The following is a 20,081-nucleotide window of genomic DNA, read 5'->3' on the forward strand; positions in this document are numbered from 1 at the left end:
CGTTCACCCACCGCACACCGTTTCCGGTGAGCCGGCAGATCATTTCATACTGTATTACATTCTGCTGTCCAGACGGAACTTTCCGACAAGATCGTTCAGCGTCGAAGCCTTCTCCGAGAGATCCTGGCTGGTTGCCGCACTCTCCTCTGCCGTAGCGGAGTTGGTCTGAACAACGGAGGATACCTGGTCGATACCGATCGTTACCTGTGCGATGGAATCTGCCTGACGGCCGGATGCCTCCGCGATCTCCTGAACCAGTTTCGCCGTCTTGTCGCTGCCTTCTACAATGCTGTCTAGACTCTTGGCGGTCTCGTCTGCAATGGTAATACCGTTCTCAACCGCCTGAACCGCTTTCTCGATCAGGTTCGTGGTGTTCGAAGCCGCCTCTGCGGACTTCTTCGCAAGGTTGCCGACCTCGTCCGCAACAACAGCGAAGCCCTTGCCGGCAGATCCTGCTCTTGCCGCCTCAACGGCTGCATTCAGAGCCAGAATATTGGTCTGGAATGCGATATCGTCGATCGTCTTAATGATCTTTCCGATCTCTTTGCTGCTCTCGGAGATGTCCTGCATCGCCTGAACCATCTCGCGCATGTGCTCATTACCCTTCTGGATCTCGGTACGTGCGTCGTCGGAAAGCTTCTCCGCATCTTCCGCATGCTCTGCGGTAATCTTAACCTGATTGGAGATATCGGCAATCGTCGCAGAGAGCTCCTGAATCGAAGATGCCTGCTCGGTTGTACCCTGTGCCAGAGACTGCGCTCCAGAGGAAAGCGTGGATGCATTTCCGTTTACATCCTCCGCAACCTGACGGATGTGTGACATCGTATCGGTCATAGTGCTGCGGATATTGAAGAGCGCATCCTTGATCGCTGCAAAGTTTCCTGCATAATCGTACTTCAGATCAAAGGTAAGATCGCCGGCCGAGATCTTGTCCAGAACCTCGGTGATCTCATTGATGTAATCAATGTAAGAGCTGAGCATCGACGCGGTCTCATGCATTGCGGAAGCCACATCACCGGTCTCATCGTTGGACTCAACTTCAATCTTAACCTTCAGGTTGCCATCCGCGATCTCCTGTGCGGATGCCGCAAGACGCTTCAGCGGATTGGTGATTCTTCTTGCGATCAGCACTGCGAGAAGCGCGGAAACAACACCGATCACAATCGTAAAGATTACAAAGAAACGGATCATGGTGTTGACATCCGCAAACGCGTCTTCCTTCAGCTGAACCGTAATTGCACCCCAGTTCGCTGACTGACCCGGAATCTGAATCGGTTTATAGGAATAGATTGCATCTTTGCCGTCATCATCCTTAAACTCTTTGGTTCCGCTTCCGCCGGCCAGAAGTTCGGAGATCATCGCCTTAAAGCCATCGGTCTCCGCGATGGGCTCCTCTGCCTTGGTATCCTTGTTGGTCTTGGTACCCTTCTTGTAGTTGTAGAGCTGCTCTACATACTCTTTGTTTGGATGCGCGATAACCGAACCTTCGCCGTCGATCAGGATGGTATACGTTCCGGAGGAATTGTAGCTGTCTACAATCTCCTGGAGTTTGGACAGATCCAGATCCGATGCGAATACGCCGATCATGGAACCCGCGGCATCCTTTACCGGATAGATGATGGATGTAACGGCAGATCCGGTGTTGATGTCAAAATAAGACTTGGATACAAACGGCTGACGCTGTTCCACAGCCTGTTTGAACCACCAGCGGTCTCCTCTGTTTGCAAGCTCACCGGAACTTCGGGCGGTCTGCATTCCGTCCATTCCCTGCTCGTAGAACAGGATGAAATACGGATTGTTCTCTTTCGTCTTTACCAGAATGTTATGCTGCTTTTCCGGATCCATCGAAACGATATCATCACCGATTGCCAGTCCCTGAACAACCGCGTAACCTTTATTGATGTACTCCGATACTTCCGCGGAGATACTATTGGTGCGGTCCTGGATCTTTTCGTATGCGGTTTTCTGTCCGGTTTTTGATGACATGTACGCGCTGAGAACGCTGCTTAAAATCAGCGGAATCAGTGCAACGGTAATTGCCAATGCCAGGATTTTGAATCCAATGCTGATTCTCATCTGGCCTCTCCTTCTCGGAGAACTACTGCTGTTCTTTCCCAATTTAGTTGCCCCCATTTGGTTTGTTACGGAGAACTTTCTCCTCATCGTGTTTCGCTTGTATTATCGACGATACATAACAAAATATGACACGTATTATGAGATTTTTTTCCTATCTTTTTTGTCTTTTTTTGTCGTTCTCTTAATAATCAATATTATTCTTCCGCAAGTTATGTATTATTCATATTCTCCCGTCTGCCATTCTCGGTAATCGGAAAATGCCCTTCTGCGCAAGCTGCAGAAGGGCATTGGAATAACTATTATTATTTTGTAGTTTTCCGTTCGTTTTTACGTTTTCCTGTCTGAAATCAGTTCAGTTTGAACTTGCCTACCAGTTCATGCAGCCTCGACGCCTTCTCGGACAGATCCTGGCTGGTTGCCGCACTCTCCTCGGCAGTTGCGGAGTTGGTCTGTACGACGGAGGATACCTGGTCGATGCCGACCGTTACCTGTGCGATGGAATCCGCCTGCCGTCCGGATGCTTCCGCGATCTCCTGAACAAGCTTTGCCGTCTTTTCGCTTCCGTCTACAATGCTGTCAAGACTTCTGGCCGTCTCATCCGCAACCCGGATTCCGTGTTCTACAGCCTGAACCGCCTTCTCAATCAGCTGCGTCGTGTTGGATGCCGCTTCCGCGGACTTCTTGGCCAGGTTTCCGACCTCATCCGCTACAACTGCGAAACCTTTTCCGGCCGCGCCGGCTCTCGCCGCCTCAACAGCCGCATTCAACGCAAGAATATTGGTCTGGAATGCGATATCCTCAATGGTCTTGATGATCTTTCCGATCTCCTTGCTGCTGTCGGAAATATCCTGCATCGCGCGAACCATTTCCTGCATATGCTCATTGCCCTTCTGAATCTCAACCCGGGCCTCATCCGAAAGATGCTCCGCATCTTCCGCATTTTCCGCGGTCACCTTGACATGGTTGGAAATGTCGGCAATCGTCGCGGACAGCTCCTCGATAGAAGACGCCTGCTCGGTGGTACCCTGCGCCAGTGACTGTGCGCCGGACGACAGCGTCGCCGCATTGCCGTTTACCTCTTCCGCAACCTGACGGATGTGGGACATGGTATCGGTCATCGTAGTGCGGATGTTGAAGAGCGCATCCTTGATTGCCGCAAAGTTGCCGGCATAATCATACTGCAGATCAAAGGTCAGATCACCGATGGAAATCTTGTTCAGAACCTCCGTAATCTCATTGATATAGTCAATATAGGAGCTCAGCATCGATGCCGTCTCGTGCATTGCACTGGCCACATCGCCGGTCTCATCGTTGGTTTCCGCGGAAATCTCAACCTTCAGATTGCCATCCGCGATCTCCTGCGCTGCTCCCGCCAGTTTCTTCAGCGGACGGGTGATCCGGTTCGCGATCAGAATGGCAAGCACCGCAGAGAGAACTCCCATCACTATCGTAAAGATCACAAAGAAGCGGATCATTTCATTGACCGATGCATACGCTGCCGACTCCTTCTGGATGGTCACAACGCCCCACTGCTCCGAAGAACCCGGGATAGCAATCGGACGGTAAGAATAGATCGCCGCCTCACCCTGCCGGTTGGCAAACTCACGAACACCGCTGCCGCCGTTCATCAGATCAGCAACCAGTTTTTTCATGTCATCGGTTTCGTTAAACGCCTCCCGCGCGGTGTCGCCCGCACTTTTCAGCTTTGTGCCGTCCGTATAGTTATAGGCATAGGTCACATAATCACTGTCCGGATGTGCGATACAGATGCCTTCTCCGTCAATAACCAGAGAATAGGTTCCCTCTGTGTCATAGCTGGATACCACTTCCTGTACCTTGCTCAGTGAGAGATCGGCACCGATGATACCGGTCATTTCGCCCGCCTCATCAAACTCCGGGAAGAAAATCGATGTCGTCGCCGCTCCATCGGTCGCACTGACATAGGATTTGGATACAAACGGATTCTTCTGCTCCCGGATCTGCTTATACCACCAGCGGTCACTCCGGTCTGCCGGCTCACCGCTGCTGCGCGCGGTCTGCATACCTGTGCTGTCCACCTGATATACCAGAGAGAAGTATGGATTGTTCTTTGCCGTCGCCTTCACGATCTTATCCTGCTGCACCGGATCCATGCCGAGCATATCTCCGGAGACCGAAAGGCTCTGAACAACCGCGTAACTCTTATTAATGTATTCCGATACTTCGCTGGAAATGCTGCTGGTCAGATTCTGAACCGTCGCGATCGCATTGTCCCGTCCGGTCTGTCTTGACTTTACAGAACTCACCACCGCGCTCAGGCTTAACGGAATGATCGCCACGCTGAGTCCCAGCATCAGGATCTTCGTTCGGATGCTCATCCGAAATGAACCGGATCGGTTCGTTGAATTGCTGCTTGATTTGTTCATTTTTTTCCTCCATTATCGGGGTTTAGCCCGACTTCTATAGTCGGCGTGATCGGATAAAATATCATTCTCTTTCTTTTAGCAGCATTTTCGCGTGATCGTCATATTTCACATCATAATTTTCATTATCCTCTTTCTGTTATGAATTATATATGATTCCATTTTCTTCCTTTCTCCTTTCTTCACACGTTTTTGACCGGAACGCGGAAACATAACATCTTCTATCTGTTATTCTTTCATTAAAAAATATTTCTGATTTTTCAGTGTCATCACCGCATTGTTTTATCACATATTCATAAACCGTTTCGTTTTTATGACCATTTCCATCCCCTCTTTTCGGAGGGCGTTTGCGCCGCCGGTCACCCGCAAGACGGCATCCTCGCGGCCCGACTTTTAACAGGGATTTTCGCAGATATTTCCTTTTACAGCAGAAAACGCGGGCCGAAGTTTCCCTCGACCCGCGTTGTTCCAATGTTCCAATATACGGTTATGCTTTCCTCTCCGGATTGTTTTTATCCGAAAAACCCTACCGGGTTCACTCACCGTTCTTTACGGATTCAGTTTGAATTTGCCGACAAGTTCATTCAGAACAGAAGCCTTATCGGAGAGTTCCTGGCTGGTTGCCGCAGATTCCTCCGCCGTCGCGGAATTGCTCTGAACAACGGAAGATACCTGATCAATACCGATGGATGCCTGTGAAATCGCATCGGACTGTCTGCCGGACGCCTCCGCGATCTCCTGAACCAGTTTTGCGGTCTTCTCGCTGCCTTCCACGATGCTGTCAAGACTCTTCGCCGTCTCATCCGCAACGGTGATGCCGTGCTCAACCGCCTGAACCGCCTTCTCAATCAGATGCGTGGTGTTCGACGCCGCCTCCGCAGACTTCTTTGCGAGGTTGCCGACCTCATCCGCAACCACGGCGAAGCCCTTTCCTGCCGCGCCGGCTCTCGCCGCCTCGACCGCCGCATTCAGTGCCAGGATGTTGGTCTGGAATGCGATGTCCTCGATGGTCTTGATGATCTTTCCGATCTCCTTGCTGCTGTCGGAAATGTCCTTCATCGCCTTCACCATCTCCTGCATATGTTCATTGCCCTTCTGGATTTCAACCCGGGCATCTTCGGAGAGTTTCTCCGCATTGTCCGCATTTTCCGCGGTCACTTTCACATGGTTGGAGATATCCGCGATGGTTGCGGAAAGCTCCTCGATGGAAGACGCCTGCTCGGTGGTACCCTGGGCCAGAGACTGTGCTCCGGAAGAAAGGGTGGATGCGTTGCCGTTGACCTCTTCCGCGACATGAAGGATATGGGACATGGTATCCGTCATGGTGCTTCGGATATTGAAGAGCGCATCCTTGATCTCCGCAAAGTTTCCTGCATAATCGTACTTCAGATTGAAGGTCAGATCGCCCTCCGAGATCTGGTTCAGAACCTGTGTGATCTCATGGATATAATCGATGTAGGAACTCAGCATCGTTGCCGTCTCGTGCATTGCACTCGCCACATCGCCGGTCTCATCATTGGACTCCGCATTGATCTCAACCTTCAGATTGCCGTCCGCAATCTCCTGCGCCGCCGCAGCCAGTTTCTTCAGCGGACGCGTAATCCGGTTCGCCATCAGAACCGCCAGCACGGCAACCAGTACGCCCATGACAACCGTAAAGACGATAAAGAAACGGATCATCGCGTTGACGTCCGCGTAAGCGGCCGAGGTCTTCTGAATCGTCACAACCGCCCACTGATCGGAGGTTCCCGGAATGGAGATCGGCCGATAAGAATAGATGGCATTCTCGCCTTTACGGTTTGTTCCCTCTGTCACGCCGCTCATGCCGTTCAGCGCATCTTTTGTCAGGTTCCGGAATAACTCGGTCTCATTGAACGGCTCACGCTCGGTGGTGCTTCCGGTCCTTAAACGGGTTCCGTCCAGATAGTTGTAGCTCTGGGATACATACTCCGGTTCCGGATGGGCGATGCAGACACCTTCACCGTCCACGATCAGAGAATAGGTACCTTCCGAATCATAGGACGAAACGACTTTCTGAATCTGATCCAGGGAGAGGTTTGCCCCCAGGATGCCGCACATATTGCCGGCATCATCAAATTCCGGGAAATAAACGGAGCTGGTTGCAATGCCATCGGTCGCGCTGAAAAATGATTTGGAAACGAACGACTTGCGCTTCTCCATCATTTCCCTGTACCACCAGCGGTCACTGCGGTCCACCGGCTCGCCGGAACTTCTTGCGGTCTGCATTCCGGTCAGATCCACCTGATAGAGCAGCGAAAAATACGGGTTGTTCTTTGCGGTCACTTTCAGGATCTTATCCTGCTGAACCGGGTCCATACCCAGCATATCGCCGGATGCTGCCAATGACTCGACAACCGCATAACTCTTTCCGATATACTCCGATACCTCATTGGAAATGCTCTCCGTCAGCGTCTCGACGGTCCGGATCGCCGTGGCTTTTCCGGTCTTTTTCGACATAACCGCGCTGACTGCCGCACTGGTAATCAGCGGAATAAGGGATGCGCAGATTGCCAGAAGAAGGATCTTGGTCCGGATGCTCATCCGGAAGCCAGAACGGCGCGACGATGTTTCGTTATCCAAATGCATTGCTTACTACCTCCGCTTTTTCTTGTCAACTAATTCACATTCTTTTCTTGACACAGTTACCCACTATATGGCTTGAAAACCCTTGTTTCAAGCCATTTTTTCAATATCGGCACATTTCATGACAAGACTGTATGCTCTCTCTTTTCCTTTGTATACAATCTACACCTTTCGGTGTGACCGCTTTTTCCGTGCTTCGTCATTTTCCATACCGGTCTCCCTGTTCAAGACACCTCTCTGCATAAATCTGTTCGGCGCCGAATGCCTTTTCTCTCAGTTTCAGTCAAATATTTGCAAAAAAAATCACATTTTGCGTAAAAAAACGGGCCGGGATGTTGATCCCGACCCGCTAAACTGCAGCGTTTTATCACAAAATGCTTTCCTGTTTCTATTTTATTATTGTTTGTCCAGTTTGAATTTACCGACAAGATCATTCAGCATGGACGCCTTCCCGGAGAGATCCCGGCCGATTGCCTCAGACTCTCTCGACATCCTTGGTCGCAATAATCTTCACACCGGTTCCCGCCGCGTCGGCAATAATCACATCACCGATATGAACCGGAGCCTTCACGGTAACCTCGCGGATCTCCTTCATGATGTCAAAGATCTTTCCCTTCGGAATATCGTTCGCCGTCTTGACCGATACGCGGGCAATCTCGCCGTTTTCAACCGGAACGGAGCTGGTCACGATCCGGGTTGGATTGGTCACTTCCTTCTTTCCGTAAATCTCGCCCCGCGGGCAGGTGTTGCCCTCGACGTTTACCGCCTCACCGTTTTCCATTGTGACTCTCAGCTGACACCCCATCGGGCACTGAATGCAAGTAAGTTCTCTGATCTCAGCCATGACTTATGCCTCCTCTTCCGTGCGGATCACGATTTCCTTCAGATCCGGGAATTCCGCAAGCTTTTTCTTCTGAAGAATAACCTGTTCCATCTCTCCCGGCGCCATGATTCTCTTCGGAATCCGCTGCACCTCTTTGCCGTCAAAAGATACCACGATGGATCGGTTCTTATAGATATCGGCTACGCGGAAGCGGACGGTCAGAAGATCCTCCATCGCCTCCGGGCTGAGTGTCTGCGGAACGGTATAACGAACACCGTTTTCCCCTTTCAGCGTCACGGTATGGATTGCCTGTGCCTCATGACCGAGGACATATTTTGCCGCATTTTCGCCGGCCTTGGTCGCCTCTTCGGATACATAGTCCACGAGATCATGTACATGAAGGACGTTGCCGCAGGCAAATACACCCGGCAGTCCGGTCTGCAGACGGTCGTTGACCATCGGACCGCTGGTAACCGGATTCATGTCGATGCCCATGCTGCGGCTGAGCTCGTTCTCCGGGATCAGACCGCAGGAGAGAAGAAGCGTATCGCAGTCGTAATGCTCCTCTGTTCCCGGAACCGGCTTTCTGTCCGGGCCGACCTCAGCGAGGGTCAGGCCGGTAATGCGCTCTTTGCCTTCAATATTGGTTACCGTATGGCTGAGCTTCAGCGGAATGCCGTAATCATCCAGACACTGGACGATATTTCTCTTCAGACCACCGGAATACGGCATGAGTTCTGCGACCACCTTGACCTTCGCACCTTCCAGCGTGAGACGTCTTGCCATGATCAGACCGATATCGCCGGAGCCGAGGATGACCACTTCTTTGCCGACCATATATCCTTCAATGTTCATCAGTCTCTGCGCGGTTCCCGCGGTGTAGATGCCCGCCGGACGATATCCCGGTGTGTTGAGGGCGCCGCGCGGTCTCTCACGGCATCCCATCGCAAGGATGATCGCCTTTGCCTGGATCACTTCCAGCCCTTCCTCCCGGTTGATGACCGTGACCTGTTTTTTGTCATTGATATCGACAACCATGGAATTCAGACGGAACGGGATCTTCATGTCCATAACTTCCCGGATATATCTCGCCGCGTACTCCGGTCCGGTGAGCTCCTCCTTGAAGGTGTGAAGACCGAAACCGTTGTGAATGCACTGGTTCAGGATTCCGCCGAGGCGGGAATCTCTCTCGAGAATCAGAATATCTTCCACGCCGTTTTTTCTTGCCGCAGCTGCCGCAGCGAGACCTGCCGGACCGCCGCCGATAATTACTACATCACACTCTTTCATGACATTCTCCCCCTTCAGCCTTTGATCAGCTCGGAACCCTTGCGGTTCTTGCAGATTTCTTCCATCGGAATTCCGGTCTCTCTGGAGAGGATCTCCATGGCACGCGGCGTGCAGAAACCGGCCTGACATCTTCCCATGCCCTGACGGGTTCTTCTCTTGATTCCGTCCATGCTTCTCGCGCCGAGTGTACGGCGGATCGCATCGACGATCTCACCCTCGCTGACCATCTCACAGCGGCATACCATCATGCCGTACGCCGGATTTTTGCGGATCAGTTCCGCTCTCTCTTCCGGAGAGAGATTTGCCGCGTGAATCACTCCCTTGCGGGTCGCAATGAAGTCTTTATCCGCTTTTTTGGAGAAATTCTCCTTCTCCGCTACAAGCTTTGCCAGATACTCGCCGATCGCCGGCGCAGAGGTCAGTCCCGGGGACTCAATGCCGGCGGCATCAAAGAAACCTTCCGCATCCGAGCACTCGCCGATGATAAAGTCATCGCCGGCTTCATGTGCACGCAGACCGGAGAATGACGTGATGACCTGACGGACCGGAATGCCCTTTACGGAGAGCGCGGCTTTTGCCTGCACATCCTCCAGACCTTCCGGTGTGGTGTTGGTCGCTTCCTTGTCTTCCTGATCCACCGCGGTCGGTCCCAGAAGAATATTGCCGTGTACGGTCGGGGTCACCAGAATTCCCTTTCCGAGTTTGGTCGGAAGCTGGAAAATGGTCGCGTCCACGAGACCGCCCGCATTCTTGTCCAGAAGCATATACTCGCCGCGGCGCGGCTTGATGGAGAGCTTCTTTTCGGAAACCATGTTGTGAATCCGGTCGGAGTAGACGCCGGCTGCATTGACCACATACTTTGTGGAAATATCGCCGCTGTTCGTGGTCAGGCGGTATCCGTCCGCGGTCTTTTCGACATTCTGAACCTCGGTGTTGAAACGGAACTCCACGCCGTTATCGGCCGCATTTTCCGCCATGGCAATGGTGAGTTCAAACGGATCGACGATACCTCCGGTCGGAGCCCAGAGCGCTGCCGTCACCGTATCCTCCAGATTCGGCTCTTTTGCTCTCGCCTGATCACCGGTGAGAAGTTCCAGACCCTTGACGCCGTTTGCCACACCGCGGTCATACAGCTCCTTCAGCGCCGGCTCGCTCTCTTTGTCAAAACACAGAACCATGGAGCCGTTTCTGCGGAACGCAAAATCCAGCTGCTCGGAGAGCTCGCCCATGATTTCATTGCCTCTGACATTCATCTCCGCCTTCTGGGTGTTCGGCTTGGCGTCAAATCCGGCATGGACAATGGCACTGTTCGCCTTGGAAGTCCCGGAACATACATCTTCTTCTTTCTCAACCAGCAGTACATCGCACTGGTAGCGGGAAAGCTCTCTGGCAATCGAGGAACCGATCACGCCTCCGCCGATTACCACCACATCGTAAGTCTTCTCACTCATCTCAAACTCTCCTCCTGTACTCTATATGAAACGCCGTGCCCTTTCACGGCGTTCCGGCCTGTTCTCTTCCCGGCGCATTCGCGCCGGCCCCCATAATCTCCGGATCCGGATTGTTTCTATGTATCCGGCTCTGGCTTAAAAACGGTTCCGCTTCCGATTATCGCACGCTGTTTCAGGTTTCTTCCGCAAAGCGAACGTATTCCAGATTCTGGATATCGCCCAGAATCCGGTCCCGCACCTGCTTGTCCTCAATCTCAAGCGTCATCACGGCTGATGGTCCTTCGCCCTTGATCTTGCTCTTGACCAGTTCCAGATTCGAAATATGGATTCCGCGGTTCCGCATCTCTTCCATAAACAGGCCGACGCTGGATCCGTTCACAAACTCCACATAGTAGTCCTGCACTTTCGCATGGTCGCGCACAAAACCGTCCAGACGATTCAGAATTTTGAAAATAAACACAACCATCAGAAGTGCGTAGAATGCGCCGTCCACAAAACCGATGCCGGCCGCCAGGCCGATGCAGGCGCAGGTCCAGAGTCCCGCCGCCGTGGTCAGTCCTCGGATCTGATGACGTCCGGTCACCATGATGGTTCCGACGCCCAGAAAGCCGACGCCGCTGATGACCTGCGCTCCCATACGGACCATGTCGGCCCGGATATCCGGAAATGTCATACTGACATACTCACTGGTCACCATCACCACCGCCGATCCGAGGCAGACCAGCGCATGAGTTTTAATTCCCGCGCCGCGGTGCTTGAGTCCGCGATCAATCCCGATCACAGTTCCCACGAGAAGCGAAAAGGCAAGCCGGATCAGAATTCCGGCTGCGCTCCATCCCCTTGCTGTTTCTATAAACCATGTCCACATGAGTTGTTCCTCCCTTCTTTTCCGGCGCGGTCTCCCCCGTGCCTGATTCCATTTTAGCAGAACAACGGCCGCATGCGTACTTCAACTCCCCTTCCCGCAATCCGGAAGAGCGGTTTTCGGACGCCTTGCGGTGACGCCCGTCACCGCAAGGTGATTTCCTGTTTTCGGCGGCATGCGCATCCTCGCGGAGCGTTTTTATTTCATAGGGAATTTCGGAGAAATTTCCTATGAAATAAAAAAAGAGCACACATCTCCCTGTAGGAAAATGTGTGCTCTCTCATCTCTTAAGCATCCTATAAAGTAAAGCAGGTGATGGGAATCGAACCCACATATCTAGCTTGGAAGGCTAGTGTTCTACCACTGAACTACACCTGCATGGTGCCTAGAGTCGGAATCGAACCAACGACATAAGGATTTTCAGTCCTCCGCTCTACCAACTGAGCTATCTAGGCATTTCCGCTGTCCGTAAGCGCTGTGCTCACCGGCAACGGTGATATAATATCAAAGTTTACGTTACTTGTCAATCATATTGTGCAAACTTTTTTGTAAATTTGCAAAATCCGATAAAGTAAGCGCCTCTCCGCGCACGGTCAGGGAGAATCCGCACTCGCCGAGCGCCGCCTGAATCATCTCTTTCGAGTACGACAGCTCCGGTGCGTTCGAGACGCTGTTCACCAGAGTCTTTCTTCTCTGTCCGAAGGCCGCCCGGATCAGGCGGAACATTTCCTTTGAATCCTGTGCCTCCACCGGCGGCTTCTCATGCCGCGTAAGACGGATGACCGCGCTGCCGACGTTCGGTCTCGGCATGAAGCAATTCGGCGGTACATTGGCCACAATCTCCGCCTCTGCATAATACTGCACCGCAAGAGAGAGTGCGCCGTAGTCTTTCGTGCCCGGTCCCGCCTGCATGCGCTCCGCCACTTCCTTCTGAACCATAACGGTGATCGTCTTTAACGGAACGCCGCTCTCGAACAGATTCATCACGATCGGAGTGGTGATGTAATACGGCAGGTTCGCCACCACACAGATCGGCCGGCCGCCGTTGTATTCTTCCGCAAGCTTCGCGATATCGACTTTCAGGATGTCATTGTGGATCAATGTGACATTGTCCAGATCCGACAGTGTGTCCTGAAGGATCGGAATCAGATGGTCATCGATCTCCACCGCGATCACCCGGCCGGCAGACTCCGAGAGTCTCCGCGTCATGGTTCCGATCCCGGGGCCGATCTCGAGCACCGCATCCTCTTTGCCGATCCCGGCGGATACAACGATCTTTTCCAGAACACGAGGATCGATCAGAAAGTTCTGTCCGAATTTCTTCTGAAACGCAAAGTTGTATTTCTGTATTATCTCTATCGTATTTTTGGGTATGGCAAGATTATCCATAAGTACCTTTCATTCTTCTCTCCGGATCCGGTACATCCGAAACGCATTATCCTCGGTCACCCGGATGACCTCTTCCGTTGAAATTCCGCGAATCTCCGCAATCATCTTCGCCACAGAAGGAAGCCGGGAGGAGTCGTTGCGGTCGCTTCTTCGCGGTTCCGGCGCCATATACGGACAGTCCGTTTCCAGCAGAATCCGGTCCAGCGGCGCGTATTCCGCCACTTCCTTCAATTTTCTCGCGTTTTTATACGTCACGACGCCGCCGATCCCGATATAGAATCCCATATTCAGGAACTCGCGGGCCATCTCCTTCGAGTATCCGAAACAATGAATCACACCGCCGATGTCCGGCCCGTGATGCGCTTTCAGAATATCGGCCGTATCCCTCGCCGCTTCCCTGGAATGGATGACCACCGGAAAACCGGTCTCATAGGCCAGATCCAGCTGACGTGCAAACCAGTACCGCTGGGTTGGATGCTCCGGATTGTTCTTCCAGTAATAGTCGAGGCCGATCTCTCCGATCGCCGCCGTCTTCTCATCCCTGAGTGCATCCCTCACGATATGAAAATTCTCTTCCGTGAGCATTTCCGCATATTCCGGATGAACACCGACCGCAGCGTACATCCAGGAATACCGGTGCGCAAGATCGAGTGTGGTCCGGATCGACTGCAGATCGCAGGCGATATTGGTCACATGGCCGATCCCCGCCGCCGAAAGGGAGGAGAGAACCTCCTCCCGGTCCCGGTCAAACGCGCGGTCGTCGTAATGAGCATGTGTATCAAAAATATATGCCATGAATGTTTAAAAACCCTGTCTTAACCGATCTCGGCGCCGGCCGGCATGTCTTTCTCCGGCTTGAGGAGCGCGAGATTTCCTTCCGCATCCTCCGCGCAAAGCAGCATGCCCTCGGACTGAAGTCCCGCCATGGTTCTCGGTGCAAGGTTGGTCACAACCACAACCTGCTTTCCGACCATCTCTTCCGGTTCATAGAACTGATGAATTCCGGAGAGGATCTGCTTCACTTCACTTCCGATCTGAACCTTGGAGCAGAGAAGCTTCTTTGACTTCTTCACCGCCTCGCACGCGATAATCTTTCCGACGCGGAGCTGAACCTTCGCGAAGTCGTCATAAACGATCTCCGCCTTCTTCTCCACATCCACTACCGCATCACTATTTCCGGAAGCATCCTCCGAATCAGAGGACTCCCCGAGTTTTGCCACTTCCTTCTCGGTCTCTGCCGCCTTTTCCGCCTCTTCTCTCTGCTTTGCCTCGATCACTTCAACCTTCTTGTGAATCTCATTGATGTCGGCACGGGCAAACAGCGTCTCCGGATCTTCCACAACCTTTGTGCCGTTCGGATACAGACCGAACTCCTTCATCTCATCCAGTGTCCGCTTCTGTGTGTTCAGCTGGGAGAGAATCTTCTCCGAAGTCTCCGGCATGAAGGATGCCAGCATAGACGCGCCGATCGTGATGGACTCGGTGAGGTTGTACATTACCGTTGCCAGTCTGTCCTGTCCGGCCTCATCCTTTGCCAGAACCCACGGGCAGGTCTCGTCGATGTACTTGTTGCTTCTGCGGAAAATGTCGAAGATCGCGGTCAGCGCATCGGCCACGCGAAGTTCACCCATTTTGGTGATTGCGGTCTGAACGGCTTCCAGAACGGTCTTCTTCAGATCCTCGTCCACTTCCTCCGCCGCGCCGCGGTTCTCCACCACGCCGCCGAAGTACTTGTTGGTCATGGAAATGGTTCTCTTCACCAGGTTTCCGAGAATATTCGCCAGATCGGAGTTCATTCTCTCGGTCATGAGATCCCAGGTGATGACGCCGTCATTTTCAAACGGCATCTCATGCAGAACGAAATAACGGACCGCATCCACACCGAAGAGGTCAACCAGATCATCGGCGTAGATGACATTTCCCTTCGACTTGCTCATCTTTCCTTTTCCGAGCAGCAGCCACGGATGTCCGAATACCTGCTTCGGAAGCGGCTCGCCGAGAGCCATCAGGAAGATCGGCCAGTAAATCGTATGGAAGCGGATGATATCCTTGCCGATCAGATGAAGGTCTGCCGGCCAGTATTTCCGGTAGAGATCACCGTGATTGCCGTCGGTGTCAAAGCCGATGCCGGTGATATAGTTGGTCAGCGCATCCAGCCATACATAGGTTACGTGACGCGGATCGAAGGATACCGGAATTCCCCAGGTGAAGGAGGTTCTGGATACGCAGAGATCCTGCAGTCCCGGAAGAAGGAAGTTGTTCATCATCTCGTTCTTGCGGGAAACCGGCTGGATAAACTCCGGATGCTCATTGATGTAATCGATCAGGCGCGGCGCATATTTGCTCATCTTGAAGAAATACGCCTCTTCCCTTGCCTTCTGAACCGGGCGGCCGCAGTCCGGGCACTTGCCGTCAACGAGCTGGGACTCTGTCCAGAACGACTCGCACGGCGTACAGTACCAGCCCTCGTAATAACCCTTGTAGATATCACCCTGATCGTAGAGCTTTTTGAAGATCTTCTGAACCTGAGCCTCGTGGTCGCTGTCGGTGGTGCGGATGAAACGGTCATAGGAGGTGTTCATCAGATCCCAGATGCGGCGGATCTCGCCTGCCGTGCGATCGACAAATTCCTTCGGTGTGATTCCGGCCTCCGCAGCCTTGAGCTCGATCTTCTGTCCGTGCTCATCGGTTCCGGTCTGGAAGCGGACATCATATCCCTCTTCCCTGCGAAAACGGGCAATGCTGTCTGCAAGCACAATCTCGTAGGTATTGCCGATATGCGGCTTTCCGGATGTGTATGCGATCGCCGTGGTGATGTAATACGGCTTTCTGATTTTCTCTGTCATGACAAACTCCTCCATTCCTCTATCGTTCAGCCTGAAATCCCGTCTTTCCTCCGCGTTCTGCGCGCATATCCAAAGACTGCCGGGAAACGGGCATAACTCGACCAAATTATATAGAACAAGTCTATTCTCTCCGGCTTTTTTTGTCAACAAAGTCCGCCGGCGAACTTCGCGCGCCCCTTCTCTCCGCCAACGGGCAAAACATGCTTCACCGGCTTCGCCGCGTTATCGCGGCAGACGCCCGGTCTCATGCAGACACGCCAGCCGTTTGACGGCCTTTTACACAACAAATGCCGGCGACCGCACCCGGCCCCGGCATCTGCTTTCTCTTCATGTTTTCTGTCAGAATTACTTCAGCTGATCCGCGCTGATCTCTTTCCACTTCTTTACGAACTCCATCTCGCCGACTTCCTTGCCGTCAACCTTCAGCGTCAGTGTCTTTGCGTCATAGTTCTGGATAAAGGTGTTGCTGAGTGCCAGAAGAAGCAGGCGGTCATCCTTCTTCTCCAGAGAGGAGAGATCCAGTGTCAGCGCACCGTCCTTATTCTCAAAAGAGTTCACCTTGATATCCTTTTCAAGAACGCCAAGCTCCGCCATCTTGTCGATCAGCTTCTGCGCATCCAGTTCCTCGCCGTCGATGGTGTCCATGTTCTGCTTGAGACCGGAATGGTCATCCTTCATGCTGTATACACATACGGTCACTGCCGGATCTTCCGTCACAACCATATTCTTCTTCTCTTCTGCACCGTCGACAGTCTCAACTGCCGCACCGTCCGGTGTCGTGGACGGTTCACGTTCCTGATCATGTGCCGACTGCGCTGCTGCCTGTGCCGGATTGTTCTTGGTCGGTGTGCATGCGGTCACGGAAACGGCCAGCGCTGCGGTCAGAACAAGACCTGCTGCCAGATTTGCAAATTTTTTCATCGTTTTCTTCCTCCTGTATCGTTCATTGCCTGATTATTTTTTCCCAAACGTGTACGAATTATACTACAACGGCATTTTTCCCACAACCGCAAAATCCTCTTTTAAGATTCTTTTCACAGATTTTTCATCTTTTTGTGTCAGACTCCCATCCTCACTTTTCTCCGCGGAAAGGGACCGGCCCGCGTTAAGATTCCTGTCGCTTGAAGTTTATACCCCGCTATCGTACAATAAACCATATCTTCTTTGTAAAAATAAACTATATCTTCTATTATATATAAGTAAAACGACAGAAAGCACCGAAGGGAGTATGACAATGCAGACAATTCTTGTTTGTGATGATGATAAACAGATCGTCGAGGCGATCGAAATCTATCTGAGCAGCGAAGGATACCGCATCCTGAAGGCCTATGACGGAAAAGAAGCGCTTGAAGTCCTGAAGGAGAATGACGTGAACCTGATCATTCTCGACGTCATGATGCCCGGCCTCGACGGAATCCGCACCACCATGAAGATCCGTGAAAACAGCAGTATTCCGATCATCATCCTCAGCGCCAAATCCGAGGACAATGACAAGATTCTGGGACTCAATATCGGCGCCGACGACTATATCACCAAACCGTTTAATCCGCTGGAACTGGTGGCCAGAGTGAAATCCCAGCTCCGCCGCTACACACAGCTCGGCAATCTGGATTCCCAGGATGACAGCCACATTTTCCGATGCGGAGGTCTGGAGATCAACGATGACAACAAGGAAGTCACCGTCGATGAGAAGCCGGTCAAACTGACGCCGATTGAATACAATATCCTTCTTCTTCTGGTCCGCAACACCGGAAAAGTCTTCTCCATCGACGAGATCTACCAGAAAATCTGGAAAGAGGAACCGATCGACGCAGACAACACCGTCGCCGTCCACATCCGTCACATCCGTGAGAAGATTGAGATCAACCCGCGGGAGCCGCGCTATCTCAAGGTGGTATGGGGCGTCGGATACAAGATTGAAAAGCAGTGATTCGCTGAGGACAGCCTATGAATACCTTACAGAATTTATCGGGCCTTCCGATGTCCGTAAAAAAACTGACAGCGAGCCTCCTTCACCTGTTTTTTCTGGTGATCACGCTCTTCGGCATCGGCACGATGTACATGAACGACAATCTCGGCGTCGGCATCGTCCGGATCTCGGATACCGCCTATGAGGATACCTCCGGCTTCAACGAGCAGTTCAACCGGGATATGACCAACATTTTCCATTACATCAAGTACCGCGACACCTTCGGCACGGACGACTCCGTCAGCCTGAAAAAACGCATGGTCTCCATGATGTTCGGTCCTTCCGATACGGAAAACTACACGCTCGAAGACCTGATCCACCAGCTGGAGTCATCGGGATATAAGTTAAATGAAGACTTTTCCTATGTCAAAACCAGCACTGTACCTGGGATCGATCCCCATGACAAAAGCGGCTACATTCTCTGGACGGCCATCAATCCCGACGAGACCAGCACCGGAGCGTCCGACTCCCGGCGCGGAACCCTGAATGAGACCGCGCTCTCGATCATGGACACGCTCCATGTATATTACACAACCTATCAGCGGCTGATCGCTTCTCCGAGCAACCTGCATTTCCGCATCGTCTACGCGGATCCCGCCACACATGAGACGGAAGTCTACGAGAACGATCCGTCGCTCACGGAGGAAAATGTCAAGCAGTACGAAAAATACGCCATCCTTCCGGGCAACTCGGTCTTCTTTGACACGAACATTCCGGATATTCCGCTCAACACGATCCCGGCGCTCGCGGCGGTCAATCCGTACAGCGGAAGCAATTTCTATATGATTGCGGCGGTTGACACGACCTATCCGGTCCGTGACATCTACTCCGAGCAGTCGTCGGATTACCGCGCCATGCAGAAATACTACATCGGCGGCTTTGTCCTGATGATCCTCGGGTCCCTGGTGTCGCTCGTCACCCTGCTCTACCTGATCATGGTGTCCGGACATCACGACGGAACAAATGAGATTTTTCTTCACCGCATTGACCAGACCAGAACCGAGACCGGACTTCTGATCAGCTGCGTCCTCGCCGTTCTCGCATACGCGGTCTGCCGCATCGTCGTCTGCCGCATCGCGCATCTGACGCTGCCGGAGGAGTCCTGGTACATGGCCGATCAGTCCATCCTGATGGCTGCCGGCTATCTCTGCATTCTGTTCACATTTTTCAGCCTGCTCAGGCGGTACAAGGCCAGAGTTATCTGGTCGAACAGCTTTCTGCGGATCTGGCATGACCGGATGGCCATGGCAGCCGTGCACCGGCCTTTCCGTGTACGACTGACCGCATCGTTCCTCTTCTATCTGATGGTCAATGCCGCACTGATTCTGCTGTTTTGGTTTATCCGGGAGCGCATTCTGCTTCCGCGATCGATCACCCATGCGCTGCTCTTTACCGTATTCGGGGCGATCGCCGTCTTCAACCTCTGGGTTCTCGGCGCTCTGATGCGCCGCTACTCCGAGCTGGACCGCATTGCCGATGCCGTGGAGCGTCTTGCCGCCGGTGACAGCACCTACAAGATCGACACGTCGACCTTTGACGGCCGGGAGCTTCTCCTCGCCGAAGGGATCAACAATATCGGAGACGGCATGGAGACAGCCGTCCGTGAAAAAGTCAAGAGTGAACGCCTGAAGGCGGATCTGATCACCAATGTCTCGCACGACATCAAGACGCCGCTCACATCCATCATCAACTATGTGGATCTGATCAAGCGGGAAAATATCACCGATCCGCGCATCCTCGAATATCTCGAGATCCTGACGCAGAAATCGCAGCGGCTCAAGACGCTGACCGAAGATCTGGTGGAAGCGTCCAAGGCAAGCAGCGGAAACATCCGCATGGATATGGTGGAACTGGATCTCGTCGAACTCGTCATGCAGGCCAGCGGCGAATTTGAGGACCGCTTCGCCCAGCGCCATCTGACACTGGTTATGAATGCGCCGGACGAGCACATGATGATCCGCGCGGACGGAAGAAGTCTGTGGCGCGTCATCGAGAACCTGTTTACCAATGTGTGCAAATACGCGCTGGATTCCAGCCGCGTCTACGTCGATCTGACCCGCAGACATGCGGACCTTGCGACGCTGCAGGCAGCCGCCGAGGCCGCAACCGAACAGGGAAGTCCGGTTGCCGTGCCGGACCGCGCCGTCTTTACGATCAAGAACATTTCGTCTTCCCAGCTGAACATCAATCCGGATGAGCTGACCGAGCGATTTGTCCGCGGCGACGTCTCCCGCACTACCGAGGGAAGCGGACTCGGACTCTCCATCGCAAAGAGCCTCACGGAACTGATGCACGGAGATTTCCGCATCGTGATCGACGGGGACCTCTTCAAGGCGGAAGTGACCTTCGACATCCTGCCATAGCGC

13 protein-coding genes and 2 tRNA genes are annotated in these 20,081 nt (G+C 53.0%); 2 read left to right on the top strand and 13 right to left on the bottom strand.

From position 1 onward, the window contains the following. Positions 1-54: 54 nt before the first annotated feature. From BR86_RS15105 to BR86_RS0105400, 13 genes are all read right to left on the bottom strand, one after another. Complete coding sequence (locus BR86_RS15105; RefSeq protein ID WP_051684597.1) at positions 55-2,076, bottom strand: methyl-accepting chemotaxis protein; 2,022 nt, start codon at positions 2,074-2,076, stop codon at positions 55-57. A 347-nt stretch (positions 2,077-2,423) separates the two neighbouring features. Beyond that, positions 2,424-4,481 (bottom strand): methyl-accepting chemotaxis protein, encoded by a 2,058-nt coding sequence (locus tag BR86_RS15110; protein ID WP_051684598.1) that lies wholly within the window; start codon positions 4,479-4,481, stop codon positions 2,424-2,426. A gap of 546 nt (positions 4,482-5,027) precedes the next feature. After that, complete coding sequence (locus tag BR86_RS15115; RefSeq protein WP_051684599.1) at positions 5,028-7,085, bottom strand: methyl-accepting chemotaxis protein; 2,058 nt, start codon at positions 7,083-7,085, stop codon at positions 5,028-5,030. A gap of 472 nt (positions 7,086-7,557) precedes the next feature. After that, complete coding sequence (locus BR86_RS0105355; protein WP_031471961.1) at positions 7,558-7,926, bottom strand: DUF1667 domain-containing protein; 369 nt, start codon at positions 7,924-7,926, stop codon at positions 7,558-7,560. A 3-nt stretch (positions 7,927-7,929) separates the two neighbouring features. Next, positions 7,930-9,195 carry an NAD(P)/FAD-dependent oxidoreductase gene (locus tag BR86_RS0105360; protein ID WP_031471962.1) on the bottom strand — a complete coding sequence of 422 codons (1,266 nt, stop codon included), beginning with the start codon at positions 9,193-9,195 and terminating at the stop codon, positions 7,930-7,932. Between the two features lie 14 nt (positions 9,196-9,209). After that, on the bottom strand, positions 9,210-10,646 hold the full coding sequence (locus tag BR86_RS0105365) for an NAD(P)/FAD-dependent oxidoreductase (protein WP_031471963.1): 1,437 nt from the start codon (positions 10,644-10,646) through the stop codon (positions 9,210-9,212). Between the two features lie 172 nt (positions 10,647-10,818). Further along, positions 10,819-11,514 (bottom strand): MgtC/SapB family protein, encoded by a 696-nt coding sequence (locus BR86_RS0105370; RefSeq protein WP_031471964.1) that lies wholly within the window; start codon positions 11,512-11,514, stop codon positions 10,819-10,821. 304 nt (positions 11,515-11,818) lie between these two features. Continuing rightward, a tRNA-Gly gene (locus BR86_RS0105375) sits at positions 11,819-11,889 on the bottom strand. A 1-nt stretch (position 11,890) separates the two neighbouring features. Then, positions 11,891-11,966: transfer RNA gene (locus BR86_RS0105380), tRNA-Phe, on the bottom strand. 61 nt (positions 11,967-12,027) lie between these two features. Then, positions 12,028-12,900, bottom strand: a complete 873-nt coding sequence (rsmA, locus tag BR86_RS0105385) for a 16S rRNA (adenine(1518)-N(6)/adenine(1519)-N(6))-dimethyltransferase RsmA (RefSeq protein WP_031471965.1) — start codon at positions 12,898-12,900, stop codon at positions 12,028-12,030. A gap of 9 nt (positions 12,901-12,909) precedes the next feature. Beyond that, positions 12,910-13,695 (bottom strand): TatD family hydrolase, encoded by a 786-nt coding sequence (locus BR86_RS0105390; RefSeq protein ID WP_031471966.1) that lies wholly within the window; start codon positions 13,693-13,695, stop codon positions 12,910-12,912. A gap of 20 nt (positions 13,696-13,715) precedes the next feature. After that, positions 13,716-15,746: a methionine--tRNA ligase gene (gene metG, locus BR86_RS0105395; RefSeq protein ID WP_031471967.1), complete on the bottom strand. Its 2,031-nt coding sequence runs from the start codon at positions 15,744-15,746 to the stop codon at positions 13,716-13,718. Between the two features lie 345 nt (positions 15,747-16,091). Then, the gene (locus BR86_RS0105400) at positions 16,092-16,667 is read right to left on the bottom strand and encodes a GerMN domain-containing protein (protein WP_031471968.1); all 576 of its coding nucleotides are present in this window, start codon (positions 16,665-16,667) and stop codon (positions 16,092-16,094) included. A 313-nt stretch (positions 16,668-16,980) separates the two neighbouring features. On the opposite strand from BR86_RS0105400, the gene BR86_RS0105405 reads away from it, so the two are divergent. After that, entirely contained in the window at positions 16,981-17,676 is a 696-nt protein-coding gene (locus BR86_RS0105405; protein ID WP_031471969.1) for a response regulator transcription factor, read from the top strand. Positions 17,677-17,693: 17 nt separating this feature from the next. Beyond that, a complete protein-coding gene (locus BR86_RS0105410) occupies positions 17,694-20,078 on the top strand; it encodes a HAMP domain-containing sensor histidine kinase (RefSeq protein WP_051684600.1) in 2,385 nt (794 codons plus the stop codon). Positions 20,079-20,081 lie beyond the last annotated feature (3 nt).

The sequence above is a fragment of the [Clostridium] aminophilum DSM 10710 genome (assembly GCF_000711825.1).
GTDB lineage: Bacteria > Bacillota > Clostridia > Lachnospirales > Lachnospiraceae > Clostridium_R > Clostridium_R aminophilum.